Genomic DNA, 12,492 nt, shown 5'->3' on the forward strand with positions numbered 1-12,492 from the left:
TGCCTAGGCCTCCTGCGCGATCGAAGCGGTGTCAATGGCTGGTGCCTGCGAGATCAGCGAGTGGCCCCACTGCTTCTCGAGCAGGGTTTCCAGTGCTGCGCCGGCACGGTACAAGCGGGCATCCTCGTAGGCCGGGGCCAGGAACTGGATGCCTACCGGCAGGTTCTCGGACAGGCCGCCCGGGACGGTGATGCCCGGAACGCCAGCGAGGTTGGCCGGGATGGTGGCCACGTCGTTGAGGTACATGGCCAGCGGGTCGTTGTCGTTCGCGCCCAGCTCGAAGGCGACGGTCGGCGCGGTGGGGGAAACCAGCACGTCGGCCTGCTCGAAAGCGGCCTCGAAGTCGCGCTGGATCAGCGTGCGGACCTTCTGCGCCGAGCCGTAGTAGGCGTCGTAGTAGCCGGCGGACAGGGCGTAGGTGCCCAGGATGATGCGGCGCTTGACCTCGTCGCCGAAGCCGGCGGCACGGGTGGAGCCCATGACGCGCTCGATGGTCATCGGGCCCTCTTCCGGAAGCACGCGGTGGCCGTAGCGCACACCATCGAATTTGGCCAGGTTGGAGGAAACTTCCGACGGCATGATCAGGTAGTAGGCGCCCAGCGCGTACTTGAAGTTCGGGCAGGAAACCTCGACGATTTCTGCACCGGCGGCCTTGAGCAGTTCCAGCGACTCGTTGAAGCGTGCCTGCACACCCTCCTGGTAGCCTTCGCCGGTCAGTTCCTTGATGACGCCAATGCGCAGGCCCTTGATATCCCCGGTGGCGCCGGATTCAGCGGCGGCGACCAGGCCTTCGAGCGGGTTGGGCAGCGAGGTGGAATCCTTGGGATCGTGCCCACCGATCAGTTCCTGCAGGTAGGCCGAGTCCAGCACGGTACGGGAGACCGGGCCGATCTGGTCCAGCGAGGAGGCCATGGCGATCGCGCCGTAGCGCGAGACAGCACCGTAGGTCGGCTTCACGCCGACGGTACCGGTGACGGCGCCTGGCTGGCGGATGGAGCCGCCGGTGTCGGTGCCCAGTGCCAGCGGAGCTTCGAAGGAGGCCACGGCTGCGGCCGAGCCGCCGCCGGACCCGCCCGGAATGCGGTTCAGGTTCCACGGGTTGCGGGTCACGCCGTAGGCGGAGTGCTCGGTGGAGGAACCCATGGCGAATTCATCCAAGTTGGTCTTGCCCAGCATCGGCAGCTTGGCAGCGCGGATCTTCTCGATCACGGTCGCATCGTAGGGGCTCATCCAGCCTTCGAGCATCTTCGATGCCGCGGTGGTCGGCTGGCCCTTGGTGACGATCAGGTCCTTGATCGCGATGGGCACGCCGGCCAGCTGGTGCAGGGCTTCGGCCTGCGCGCCGCCGGCGGCACGGATGGCGTCAACTTCGGCTGCGACGGCGAGCGCTTCTTCGGCGTTCACGTGCAGGAAGGCATTCAGTGCGCCGTCAACCTCGGCGATGCGGTCCAGGTGGGCCTGGACTGCTTGAACGGAGGTGGCCTCACCGGCGCGCAGCTTGGCGGCCAGCTCGGTGGCGGAAAGCTTAATCAGTTCATTCACTTGGATTATTCACCATCCAGAATAGCCGGGACCTTGAAGCGGTCCGAGTCCGAATCAGGCGCGTTGAGCAGAACTTCTTCAATGCTCAGCGTCTGCCCCACCGTATCTTCGCGCAACACGTTGGTCAGCGGGATCGGGTGGCTGGTGGCTGGGACGTCGGAGGCGGCGACTTCGCTGACGGACGCGATGGCACCGACGATAGCGTCGAGTTCACCGGTCATTTTGTCCAGCTCTGCGTCGCTCATCTCGATGTGGGCAAGGTGTGCCAGATGCACAACGTCCTCACGGCTGATGGCAGACATGTATCTCCCTAGAATGGCGGTTGGGTTTCATAGACAAGTCTATCCCTTACGCGCCTGCCCCAATGCCTATATGCGGGGCATTAGTTATGCTGTGCGCAATACCAAACCGCTCAGGTCCTGGCCGAGGGCGTTCTCCCAGATCCCGATAACACCGGCTTCGGCGGGATCGCCGGCTACCGGTTTGCGGATGATCACCGCGTCCTTGCCCCGACTCTCGCCGCGGACCAGGATCCGCGGATCCGCGGTAAAGGACTCGGACCGGTGCTGCGGCGTGGCATTCCCGGCCAGCAGTTCACGTGCCTGGGCGATGAAAATGGGGTCGCCGGCGGCGTCATAGACAAAGCGGGTGCCCAGAATCGCGTGCTCGCTCGTTCCCAGGAGGTAGCGTTCCGCGCCGTCAACCGGGGCATCCCGATAGGTCAGCGGGACGTGGTAAATCACGTCAGAGGTATCGCTGTGGTCTGCGTAGAAGCTCAACTCGATACCGACTTCACCCTGCGGGTCTTCCAGGCGGAATCCGCCAACACTTTCAAGTTTCGGCGCGCCCTGGCCGGTGTAGAACTCCTGCTTGGCCAGCCAGGCTGCCACCAACTCGGTCTTGGTTGGAGACATAGTGGTGTTGTAGACGATTCCCATGAGCTTAGTCTGTCAATTGCTGGTATTAGGCACAAGTGTTGGCGCAATGGTTCTTTGGCCAGCTGATAGCTCCTACGATGGTTTCATGCACACACATGAGCCGTGGGATGAAGTTCAGCAGGCGCAGCAGTACGGGCAGAACCTGCTGCGAGATGCCGCCATTGAACTGCGCGAGTCCGAGCACGAGGACTTCTCGTTCATGGCCGGGTGGTGGAACGACCCGGCCTGGGCGGTGCTCCAGCAACGAACCATCAAACCGCGTCCCGGGACTCCGCTCGTGGAAATGTTCGCACAGTTCAGCGAGAACAAGCCCTCTTCCGGCGATGCCGGCTTCAGCATCTTCGAGCGCGGCAGCGGAACCTTCATCGGGCACATCACGCTGCATGGCGGCCAGTTGCCCCATCGCGCCGCTGAAATGGCGGTGATGATCGGCCCGGACTTCGTCGGCCAGGGTTTCGGCACCCATGCCACCGCGTTGATGTCCGGCTATGGTTTCCGCGAGTTGGGACTGCACCGGATTAGCCTGTGCGTTGCCGCCTTCAACCAGCGGGCCATCCGGGCTTATGAGAAAGCCGGGTATACCCAGGAGGGGCGCCAACGCGAGGTGTACTTCCACAATGGCGTATTCCACGACCAGGTGCAGCTGAGCCTGCTCGCCGGAGAATACTTCGCCCAGCGGGGCTGAGCAGCACCCCGCGGTACTATTTGGCCGCTTCCTCCAGCATGGACTTCACCAGCGGTCCCGCCGTCTGGGCTCCGCCGTCTCCATCCTCGACGAACGCGGCAACCGCCAGATCGCCTTGGGCGGCGATGGCCCAGGCATGCGCGTTCTTTTCGCCGTCGTATTCGGCGGTGCCGCTCTTGCCGATGATCTTTCCGCTGCCTACCGCTTTCAGGTCCTTCAGGGTTCCGTGGTCCACGACCTCGGCCATCATGGTGAACAGCTGCCCTGCTTCCCCTTCGCTCAGCGTGGAAGCCGGCTTGGCAGGTGCCTGGGGTTCTGGCGCCAGGATCAGCTTGGGCTGCACCGTGGACTTCGCCTGGATCGATGCCATCACGGTGGCCATGCCCAGTGGCGATGCTTCCACCACGCCCTGGCCAATCATGTTCGCGGCCTGGGTGGTGCCTTCAGAATCTTCGGGCACCGAACCGAACACTGCACCGGCACCGGTTCCGTCCTCTGCCAGCAAGCCGAGAGCAGCCGCGGCTTCAGCCAGGTTCTTGCCGCCAATTTCCGTTCCCTGATTCACAAAGACCGTGTTGCAGGACTGCGCGATTGCTTCGGATAGCGGGATGGTGCCTACGGCGGCAGCAGGATAGCCGTCATAGTTCTTGAAGCTCTTGCCATCCACCACCGCGGTTGCCGGGCACTTGACCTCGGTACCCGGTGTCGCTCCGTCACGCAGCATCGCCAAGGCGCTCACGACCTTGAAGGAAGAACCCGGTGCATAGGAAGCTTGCAAGGAGGTGTTCAGCCCGGAAGCAACCGGGCCCGAGGAGGCCGCGAGGACGCTGCCGTCAGAGGGCCGAATGACCACGATGGCAGAGTTCGATTCGGCTTCGGCCAGCAGTTCATCCGCGGTTTCCTGCAGTCCGGTGTCCAAAGTGGTCTTCAGGTCCTTGCCTGCTACCGGGGCTGTGGTGATCAGTTCCGCTACCGCTTCATCTTCAGCGTTGTACTGCGATACCGAGACTCCTGCAGTGCCCGCGAGGGTGTCATTGTAGGCGGCTTGCAATCCTGATTGGCCTACCTGGTCACCGGCCTTGACCTTGCCTTCAGACTTCTCGATATTCTCGGCGGTGGCCTTGCCAACGCTGCCTAGCAGCGGGCGGGCGAAGGAGCGAGTGGGTGCCAAGGGCAGCTCGTCGTTGTGGAAGCCGGCACCCGGAATGCCCTTGATTTCCTCGTCGGTGACTTCCCGCGTTGCGTCATCGCGCAGGACAATAGCTTCCACCCAGGCTTTGTCGCCAGCGGCCATCACTCGTTGCGCATAGGCCTGTTCATCGATGTCCACGAGCTTGGCCAGTTTCTTCGCCGAGCTTTCCCAGTTTTCTTTTCCGGTGTGGGTCTTGTCCATGCCAACACGAATCACCGGCCGATTGGAGACAATGCTTTCGCCTTCTGCATCGGTGATGCTGCCTCGTGCTGCAGGGTCGAAGGCCGCTTTGAGGTAGTCGCCGGTTTCGAACTCAGGGGCAAGAATTGACGGGTCAAAGCGCAGTTTCCAGGAATCGGATTCCTTGTCGAATTCCCACACAGCCTGGGTGTCGTAGCTCAGATCCTTGTCCGACTTGTCGATATCCCATACCGTGGTGATGCTCGCGGTAGCTGTCTTGACCCCATCTTGCTCTTCTTCGTCTTCGGCCACCGAACGAACGGTGCTCGTGTGCTTGATTTCGCCCATGGTGCCAAAGGCAGTTTCCTGGGCTTTCGCTGCATCTTCTGGGCTGGTCCCAGCGAATTGCACTGAGCCGAAATCGCCGCTATTCATGGCGGATACCAGTGCATCGGCCGAAGGCGCCGGGTCTGGCGCGCCAGCGCTGCAGGCGCTTAGTGCGCCCATGGCCAGGGACGCAACGGACAGGGCGGCAACACTTCGGCGAATAGCACTCATGGCGCCATTCTATTCACGCGCTCGGACAGACCACAACGTGTGTCCGCCGAAGTCATGGGCGGTTCACCTGGATCCAGGCTGAATCCATCTTGGCTGCAGGCTATACGCGTAGACAACCAATTCGATATCGGTGTTCGGCACAAACCAGTCGCGTTCGGGATAGTGGACGAATCCGAGGGATTCATACAGTCCCCGGGCAGAATCCCAGCTGCTGCCGGTAGTCAGGGAGACGGCATTGATTCCGGGAATGAGCCGGGCGCGCTCGATGGCGGCCTGCACCATGCTCCGGCCAACACCCCTGCGCTGCGCGGCCGGATCAACGCTGAGCATGCGGATTTCCAGCTCGTCCGCTCTGGCAATGTCCGCATAGTCGCTGCCCGCCCGGATCAAGGTCATGGAACCGATGATCTCTTCTTCCCGGCGCACCACGTAGATTTCGGTCTGGGCTGCGCGCTCGGCCACCTTGCGCACGAAGTCCAGGTACTCGTTATCCGGGCTGTCGAAATGCCCAGCGGCAAAATAGGACTCTGCGGTCAGCTCCCCCACACGCTGGTAGTGCTCGGGAGCAGCCAGTTCAATCGACAAGTCGCCAATGCTGGTTGAAAAAGTTTGCGCGTCAGTCATGATGCTCCAAGTGTGCCACGAGCTCAGATGGTTTTCTGCACGTCACCGAACCCAAGGCAAATGATGCTCTGGCTGAAATTTTTGCGGAGCAATTCTTCTCTGATCTGCAGTGATTCGCGGTGGGGATTAGTGCCTTGCGAATAACTGGGAGAAAAACTTGCCCGCAAGTTTGTTAATGGAGTTAACTAACCCTGTGACTTCCCCACGCAAGGACTGGAATGTGCTGTCGCACGGCAGCGCTATTTTGCCCTCCCATGGGAGGGAGCACAACCTCTCTCTGGTTCTGCAAACACTTTCGGACCAAGGCGCTTCGAGCCGTGCCGATCTGGCACGCGCTACCGGCCTGACACGTGTCACCGTCTCGGAACTGGTCGCGGAATTGATCAACCGCTCGCACGTCATTGAGACCGGGCAGCAAGAGCAAAAACGCCCCGGCAAGCCCTCCACCCTCGTCGATTTGAATCGCCCGGGGCTCAGGATCATCGGCGTGGACTTATCCGGCGTTGTCCCGTTCCGGGCGGCCATCATGGACCTGGATGGCGCCATCCTCAAGAGTTTTTCTGCCCAGGCACGTGAAGCAACCGGTGAGGCCGCGACGGTACAGCTCCTGGAGCTGCTCGACACCGCACTAGCCGAATGCGACGCACCGGTTCTGGGCGTGGGCATTGGCTCGCCCGGCGTAGTGACCGATCGGGGAATTGTCCTCGCAGCCGAAAAGTTCGGTTGGCGCGACTACGACCTGCGATCTGCGGTCGAGCAGGCTACCGGCCTGGCCGCTCATGTCCTCAATGACGCCGACTGCGCCATCCTTTCCGAGCACACTTTCGGCCAAGGCAGCGACCACATGATCTTGCTGCGCCTGGGGCGCGGTGTGGGCTGCGGCGTCATCACCCACAACACCCTGGTGCGCGGCTCCGATTTCGCCGCCGGCGAGCTGGGCCATGTCCGCCAGCGTGCGCAGGACACTGCCTTATGCAGCTGCGGGCAAATCGGCTGCCTGGAAGCCTATGCTTCCGTTCCTGCAATCTGGAAGTCCCTGGCCGAAGGGGAACCAAAGGAGCAGCTGGACCAGCGGATCGCCGCGTATCTTGCTGGCGCACTTGCCCCGCTTCTTTCGGTACTCGACATTCGCGATGTCATTTTCACCGGGACCCCGGAAGTCGTCGATCAGCCTCTCGCGCAAGCGCTACGCGAAGCACTGGCCCTGCGCTCGCATACTGCACGCGCCGAGAACTTCCGGCTTTCGCTGAGCGAAGATCCAGAGCATCTGGTGCTCCGAGGTTGCGCGGTCAACGTGCTATTCCATGAACTGGGGATCACCTAGCAGGGCCGCCCGGTTTCTCCATACCTGTATTCCACTAATCATCACTGCCAAGATCGGAGAGTGCCCACCATGCGAGTGCTCATTGGTTCATCCCCTGAAGAAGTTGCACGCATCGCTGCCGACAACGTGTTGGCCGGCCTGGCCCACCACAGCGCTGGAGCCCCCTCGAATTTGGGGCTTGCCACAGGTTCGTCTCCGTTGGGCCTGTACCGTGAACTTTCCCGTGCGGTCCAGGAAGGCCGTGCCGACTTCACCGATACCCAGGGTTTCGCCTTGGATGAGTACATCGGGATCCCGGACACCCACGAGCAGTCCTACCGCCAGACGCTGATCAACGAGGTCTGCAATGTCATCGGCTTGCCTGCCCGCTGCCTGCATGTACCGCAGGGCATGGCCGCATCCGTGGAGGCCATCGAGACGGCGGCCCGGGCGTACGATGACGCCATCGCCCAGGCCGGTGGCATCCACGTACAGATTCTGGGTATCGGATCCAATGGGCATCTGGGCTTCAACGAACCAGGCAGCGCGCTGCGAAGCCGCACCCGCATCAAGCGCCTTGCGGCCAATACCCGTGAAGACAACGCCCGGTTCTTCGACGGCATCGAGCACGTTCCCACCCACTGCGTCACCCAGGGACTAGGTACTATTCTTGACGCCGGCCGCTTGGTCCTGGTGGCTGTAGGCGCGGGCAAGGCCCAAGCCATTGCCGCTGCCGTAGAAGGGCCGCTGTCAGCTTCCTGCCCGGCATCCGTCCTGCAGCTGCACCAGGATGCCGTGGTAGTAGTTGATGAAGCGGCAGCCAAGGGGCTGAAACTGCGTGAATACTACGATGACGCGGCTGAGGAACTGACCGTCGTAGACCTCGTGGTCAGCTAAACCGCCCAGCCAATGGCATACTGAAGCCATGGCCGTCTACTTTGAATGCGTTACGCTTTGCGGTGCTTCACGTGCCGACCTCTTCGAGAAATCGCTCAGCATCGACGCGCACGCCGGTTCAATGGCCGATTCGCAGGAAAAGGCCGTGGCGGGGGTTACCAGCGGCACTATCGGATTAGGCGAGCAGGTCACCTGGCGTGCCAAGCATTTCGGCATCCCCTTCCGGATGACCTCGAGGATTTCCGACCTGGATGCCCCGCACACGTTCACCGACCAGCAGGAGCGAGGGCCTTTCAAGTCCTTCCACCACGTCCATGAATTCTACGAGTCGGACCAGGGGACGTTGATGGTGGACAAGATCCGCTTCAGCGCTCCATTGGGTCCCTTGGGCTGGCTAGCCGAGCGGCTCGTGCTTGGCTGGTACCTGCCCAAGCTCATCCGGATCCGCAACGACTACCTGGTCAACGCGCAAGGCTAATCCTGCTCGCTAGCGGTCCTGTGGCTCGATGACCACAGCCCACTGGCGCACCGCGCAGGAGTCGGATTCCCCGCATTCTCCGGTCTGCGGCTGCGCCTGGACTATGACGGCCATCGGGCTGGGCAATTCATTGGGAACCACCGGAAGCACATGGCTGAACGAACCGTCGGTGTTAACCGGGATCTTCAGATCCGGGCCTTGATCCGATATGGCTTCGCCCCGCTCCAAGATGACGGAGTACACGGTTGCAGTGCGGATTGGAAGTTGGATCCGAGGGCTCATCGCCGTCGGCCTGCGAGGGGAATTATTGACGGCTCCACGTGTACAGTGGATTAGTCGCCACGACGGCAGTAAACCGCTACCCCTATCAAGGCCGATGACCCCGATGCAGCAGACCTCGACAGCCAGCTCACCTCTTTCGGTGCGAAAAATCGCCTTAGTGGTTTCGCACGTGCTCTCCCCCATTATCCTGGCTACCGTGTTGCTGCTGGCAACGCCATGGCGGGATTCCTCAGTGCGCTGGACCGAGTCGATTGTTGCAGCCCTGTTCACCACGATTATTCCGTGGCTGATCCTGGCCGGGGCGAAACTGCGCGGCAAGGTCACCGATATGCACGTGACCGTACGGCGTCAGCGGCATGGGATCTATGCCTATACCGCAGGATTGATCCTGTGCGGCCTGCTCGTGCTGCGGGTCATGGATGCCGCTTCCGGGATCTTCCTCGAAGTGCTCAGCATCCTGATTGGATTGGCGCTTGTTGCCGTGATCAATTTGTGGTGGAAGGTCTCGGTGCACCTGGCTGTGGGCACCTACGTTGTTTTGCAGGTGGCGGGACAGCAGGCCGAGCTGATGCCGCTAGTGGTGTTCTTCCTTGCGGTGCTTTCCTGGGCCCGGATCCGCAGCTACCAGCACACCGCCGCACAGGTGTGCGGCGGTGTAGCTGTGGGCATCGCCATCCATTACGCGCATCAGTGGATAGCAGCTTTGCTTCCCTAGGCGCTAGGCTCCGCGAGCTTGGCTGGATCCACCAATCCGGCGTACTGCCAGCCCGGGTTGCTGCTGGGCCGGCCTACCTGGCATCCGGCTTCCTCTGCAATCAGCGCGCCGGCAGCCCAGTCATACTCCTGGGTGCCATATTCGGCGTAGGCGTCCAAAGACCCCTCGGCTACCAGGCACAGGTCCAGCGCGGCCGAGCCGAGTCGGCGCACATTGACGTAGTCCTGGAGCATCTGCCCGAGCACTTGGGCTTGGAACTGGCGGCGCTGGGAATCATAGCCGAAGCCAGTTGCCAGGATCCTGGTCTCGGATTCGGCCGGCCCGGTGAGCTGTGTGAGCTTCCCGGATCGCAGATCAAGCTTCCATGCACCCAATCCCTTTCCGGCGAAGTATTCCACCTGCAATGCAGGGGCGACGATGGCCGCGGCTACCCAGGTCTCGCTGCCATCCTCATTGCGTTGGCAGACGCCCACCGAGGAGCAGTAATAGGCGATGTTGCGCACGAAGTTCGTGGTGCCATCCAGCGGATCAATGCTCCAGCGCAAGCCGCTCGGGTTCGCAGGCTTGGCACTTGGATATTCCTCGCCGGTCAGTTCGTCGTTGGGCCGGGAGGTCAGGATGGCCGCGCGAATTGCTTCCTCGGCGGCACGGTCGAAGTCGGTCACCCAGTCCCCGGCCGCCGATTTGTCGGTGAGGTTGAACTGCGATTCATCGCGGCGGTTGAGTACTTCGGCGCCGGCGGCGGCGGCCCGGCGGGCAACCATTACCAGCGGATCATGAGTCACTGCGCGGTCCATTTCTAGCCTTCCGTTGGTGCGGCGAGGGCTACCTCGCGCGCTGCGTCTGGGCCCTGTTCAAGCAGGACGCCGAATCCGGTTTCGTCCAGTACCGGAACACCCAGGGACTGGGCTTTGTCCAGCTTTGACCCTGCGGCTTCGCCGGCCACCAGGAAGTCAGTCTTCTTCGAAACGCTGCCGGTGGCCTTGCCGCCACGGACAATGATCGCTTCCTTGGCGGTATCGCGGGAATAGTGTTCCAAGGTACCGGTCACCACAATGGCCAAGCCTTCGAGGTTCTTGGTGATGTTCGCATCTTGCTCGTCTTCCATCTTCACCCCAGCGGCCTGCCAGGAGGAGACAATTTCACGGTGCCAATCCACCTTGAACCAGTCCACCAGCGCTTCGGCAATGATTGATCCGACGGAATCGATTTCGCTCAGTTCAGCCTCGGCGTTGCCCGAGTCAAGGACGTCGAGCAGGGCATCCATGGAACCGTAGCGGGTGGCAATGGCCCGCGAAGCGTTAGGGCCAACGTGGCGGATGGACAGTGCCACCAGCACGCGCCACAGCGGGTTGCCCTTGGCCTTTTCCAGCTCTTCGAGCAGCTTCATGGTGCTCTTGGTTGGCTCTGACGGCTTCTTGGCGGTGGCCTTGGAGTAGAAGTACGGGACGAGCTCGAAAATGCCGGTGCCTTCCCCCTTGGAACGCTTTTCCCGCCATACCTTCACCTCGCCAAGCTCGTCGAGCATGTCCTTGAGGTTGAACAGTTCGGCTTCGTTTTTCAGCGGGCCGGGGCCAGCAGGCAGAATGATGCCGCCCTGGGTGGCAGGGTCCTCGCCCGGACCGCTGGTCAGGGCCGCCGCTGCTTCGTAGCCCAGTGCCTCGATATCAAGGGCGCTGCGTCCGCCGAGGTAGGCCACGCGTTCGGTGAGCTGGGCCGGGCAGGATTCAGCGTTGAGGCAACGAATGTCCACATCGCCTTCCTTGGCCGGCGCCAGTGGCTGCCCGCAGGATGGGCATTCGACAGGCATGACGAAATCACGCAGGTCTTCGTTGCCCTCACGCAGTGGCAGCACCGGGCCAACAATTTCAGGGATGACGTCTCCCGCCTTGCGCAGGATAATGGTGTCGCCAATCTTGACGTTCTTCGCCTTGACGACTTCCTGGTTGTGCAGGGTCGCGCGGGCAACGGTGGAGCCAGCGACGAGGACCGGTTCCATCACGCCGAAAGGCGTCACGCGGCCGGTGCGCCCCACCTGGACCTGGATGTCCAGCAGCTTGGTGTGCACTTCTTCTGGCGGGTACTTGTAGGCGACAGCCCAGCGTGGAACACGCGAGGTGTAGCCCAGCTGTTCCTGGGTGGCCAGGTCATCGACCTTGATGACGATGCCATCGATGTCATGGATCAAGTCGTGGCGCTTCTCGCCGTGCTCGGCAATGTAGTCCTTGGCTTCCTGGCGGCTGCCGACAACGCGGCCGTAGGGCGAAACCGGAAGACCCCAGTTGCGCATCAGCTCGTAAGCCTGGGACTGTTCAGCAAGGTTGAAATCGCGGCTGCGGCCCAGTCCGTGCACGAACATGCGCAGCGGACGCTTGGCAGTCTGTTCCGGGTCCTTCTGGCGCAAGGACCCGGCGGCCGCGTTGCGCGGGTTGGCCAGGGGCGCCTTGCCCTGGGCAATCAACGCTTCATTGAACTTGTTGAAGTCATCGGTGGCAATGAAGACTTCGCCGCGGACTTCGAATTCTTCGGGCCAGCCGGTGCCGGACAACTCCTGCGGGATGTCGCCGATGGTCAGCGCATTGTGGGTAACGTCTTCACCGGTGGTGCCGTCGCCGCGGGTAGCTGCACGCACCAGCTTGCCCTGGCGGTAGGTCAGGTTCAGTGCCAGGCCATCGATTTTGACTTCGCACAGCCACTTGACCGGGGTTTGCGGGTGCAGGCGTTCGGCATTGATCTGGGCACGTTCGAGCCACGCTTCGAGTTCATCAAGTGAGAAAACGTCTTCCAGCGAGTACATGCGGCTTGCGTGGGTGACCGATGCGAAGGCGGCGGAAACTTCGCCGCCGACTTCCTGCGTGGGCGAATCCTGTCCAGCCAGGATGGGATAGGTTGCCTCGAGCAGCTGGAGCTCATGGAACAACGCATCGTATTGCGCGTCGGAGACCAGAGGAGCATCGTTTTGGTAGTACGCCTCGCGGTGGGCACGGATCTGCTCGACCAGCTGTTCATAGCGGGACTTGTCAGCTTCTGGCGGAACGTTGGTGGCCTCAACTGGTGTTACGTCTTTTTCACTCACGTATTCAATTGTGCCCCACCGG

General features: G+C 62.0%; 13 protein-coding genes. 5 read left to right on the forward strand and 8 right to left on the reverse strand.

Features of this window, described 5'->3' with window-relative positions:
* Positions 1 to 3 precede the first annotated feature (3 nt).
* The 3 genes from gatA to ACIQTS_RS07770 form a co-directional block, all read right to left on the reverse strand.
* On the reverse strand, positions 4 to 1,542 hold the full coding sequence (gene gatA / locus ACIQTS_RS07760) for an Asp-tRNA(Asn)/Glu-tRNA(Gln) amidotransferase subunit GatA (protein ID WP_400290228.1): 1,539 nt from the start codon (positions 1,540 to 1,542) through the stop codon (positions 4 to 6).
* 5 nt (positions 1,543 to 1,547) lie between these two features.
* Complete coding sequence (gene gatC / locus ACIQTS_RS07765; RefSeq protein WP_038989805.1) at positions 1,548 to 1,844, reverse strand: Asp-tRNA(Asn)/Glu-tRNA(Gln) amidotransferase subunit GatC; 297 nt, start codon at positions 1,842 to 1,844, stop codon at positions 1,548 to 1,550.
* Between the two features lie 84 nt (positions 1,845 to 1,928).
* Complete coding sequence (locus ACIQTS_RS07770) at positions 1,929 to 2,480, reverse strand: maltokinase N-terminal cap-like domain-containing protein (protein ID WP_133833017.1); 552 nt, start codon at positions 2,478 to 2,480, stop codon at positions 1,929 to 1,931.
* A gap of 85 nt (positions 2,481 to 2,565) precedes the next feature.
* Between ACIQTS_RS07770 and ACIQTS_RS07775 the strand changes: the two genes are divergently transcribed.
* A complete protein-coding gene (locus ACIQTS_RS07775; protein WP_402472477.1) occupies positions 2,566 to 3,165 on the forward strand; it encodes a GNAT family N-acetyltransferase in 600 nt (199 codons plus the stop codon).
* A 16-nt stretch (positions 3,166 to 3,181) separates the two neighbouring features.
* On the opposite strand, the gene ACIQTS_RS07780 is transcribed toward ACIQTS_RS07775, so the two are convergent.
* Together ACIQTS_RS07780 and ACIQTS_RS07785 are read right to left on the reverse strand one after the other, a co-directional pair.
* Complete coding sequence (locus ACIQTS_RS07780) at positions 3,182 to 5,095, reverse strand: penicillin-binding transpeptidase domain-containing protein (RefSeq protein WP_402472480.1); 1,914 nt, start codon at positions 5,093 to 5,095, stop codon at positions 3,182 to 3,184.
* 63 nt (positions 5,096 to 5,158) lie between these two features.
* Positions 5,159 to 5,719 carry a GNAT family N-acetyltransferase gene (locus tag ACIQTS_RS07785; protein WP_332594779.1) on the reverse strand — a complete coding sequence of 187 codons (561 nt, stop codon included), beginning with the start codon at positions 5,717 to 5,719 and terminating at the stop codon, positions 5,159 to 5,161.
* 193 nt (positions 5,720 to 5,912) lie between these two features.
* Here ACIQTS_RS07785 and ACIQTS_RS07790 point away from each other — a divergent pair, with 193 nt between their 5' ends.
* The 3 genes from ACIQTS_RS07790 (at position 5,913) to ACIQTS_RS07800 (ending at position 8,397) form a co-directional block, all read left to right on the forward strand.
* Positions 5,913 to 7,043: an ROK family transcriptional regulator gene (locus ACIQTS_RS07790; protein WP_402472482.1), complete on the forward strand. Its 1,131-nt coding sequence runs from the start codon at positions 5,913 to 5,915 to the stop codon at positions 7,041 to 7,043.
* A 69-nt stretch (positions 7,044 to 7,112) separates the two neighbouring features.
* Entirely contained in the window at positions 7,113 to 7,919 is an 807-nt protein-coding gene (locus ACIQTS_RS07795; protein ID WP_105657148.1) for a glucosamine-6-phosphate deaminase, read from the forward strand.
* Positions 7,920 to 7,947: 28 nt separating this feature from the next.
* Positions 7,948 to 8,397, forward strand: a complete 450-nt coding sequence (locus ACIQTS_RS07800) for an SRPBCC family protein (RefSeq protein ID WP_133833022.1) — start codon at positions 7,948 to 7,950, stop codon at positions 8,395 to 8,397.
* A 9-nt stretch (positions 8,398 to 8,406) separates the two neighbouring features.
* Here ACIQTS_RS07800 and ACIQTS_RS07805 read toward each other — a convergent pair whose 3' ends face one another.
* On the reverse strand, positions 8,407 to 8,679 hold the full coding sequence (locus ACIQTS_RS07805; protein WP_332594781.1) for a hypothetical protein: 273 nt from the start codon (positions 8,677 to 8,679) through the stop codon (positions 8,407 to 8,409).
* Positions 8,680 to 8,836: 157 nt separating this feature from the next.
* Here ACIQTS_RS07805 and ACIQTS_RS07810 point away from each other — a divergent pair, with 157 nt between their 5' ends.
* Positions 8,837 to 9,394: a hypothetical protein gene (locus tag ACIQTS_RS07810; protein WP_402472484.1), complete on the forward strand. Its 558-nt coding sequence runs from the start codon at positions 8,837 to 8,839 to the stop codon at positions 9,392 to 9,394.
* Here the strand turns inward: ACIQTS_RS07810 and ACIQTS_RS07815 are convergent.
* Complete coding sequence (locus ACIQTS_RS07815) at positions 9,391 to 10,179, reverse strand: inositol monophosphatase family protein (protein WP_332594782.1); 789 nt, start codon at positions 10,177 to 10,179, stop codon at positions 9,391 to 9,393. The genes ACIQTS_RS07810 and ACIQTS_RS07815 overlap by 4 nt on opposite strands.
* A 14-nt stretch (positions 10,180 to 10,193) precedes the next feature.
* Positions 10,194 to 12,470 (reverse strand): NAD-dependent DNA ligase LigA, encoded by a 2,277-nt coding sequence (gene ligA / locus ACIQTS_RS07820; RefSeq protein ID WP_402472487.1) that lies wholly within the window; start codon positions 12,468 to 12,470, stop codon positions 10,194 to 10,196.
* Positions 12,471 to 12,492 lie beyond the last annotated feature (22 nt).

Source organism: Glutamicibacter sp. NPDC090743, assembly GCF_044769125.1.
GTDB lineage: Bacteria > Actinomycetota > Actinomycetes > Actinomycetales > Micrococcaceae > Glutamicibacter.

What these genes read in the sequence shown, in the direction of transcription:
- ACIQTS_RS07800 (WP_133833022.1), top strand. Translation starts at nt 7,948, where the DNA reads ATGGCCGTCTACTTTGAATGCGTTACGCTTTGCGGTGCTTCACGTGCC.
- ACIQTS_RS07795 (WP_105657148.1), top strand. Translation starts at nt 7,113, where the DNA reads ATGCGAGTGCTCATTGGTTCATCCCCTGAAGAAGTTGCACGCATCGCT.
- ACIQTS_RS07775 (WP_402472477.1), top strand. Translation starts at nt 2,566, where the DNA reads ATGCACACACATGAGCCGTGGGATGAAGTTCAGCAGGCGCAGCAGTAC.
- ACIQTS_RS07770 (WP_133833017.1), bottom strand. Translation starts at nt 2,480, where the DNA reads ATGGGAATCGTCTACAACACCACTATGTCTCCAACCAAGACCGAGTTG.
- ACIQTS_RS07780 (WP_402472480.1), bottom strand. Translation starts at nt 5,095, where the DNA reads ATGAGTGCTATTCGCCGAAGTGTTGCCGCCCTGTCCGTTGCGTCCCTG.
- gatC (WP_038989805.1), bottom strand. Translation starts at nt 1,844, where the DNA reads ATGTCTGCCATCAGCCGTGAGGACGTTGTGCATCTGGCACACCTTGCC.
- ACIQTS_RS07805 (WP_332594781.1), bottom strand. Translation starts at nt 8,679, where the DNA reads ATGAGCCCTCGGATCCAACTTCCAATCCGCACTGCAACCGTGTACTCC.
- ACIQTS_RS07785 (WP_332594779.1), bottom strand. Translation starts at nt 5,719, where the DNA reads ATGACTGACGCGCAAACTTTTTCAACCAGCATTGGCGACTTGTCGATT.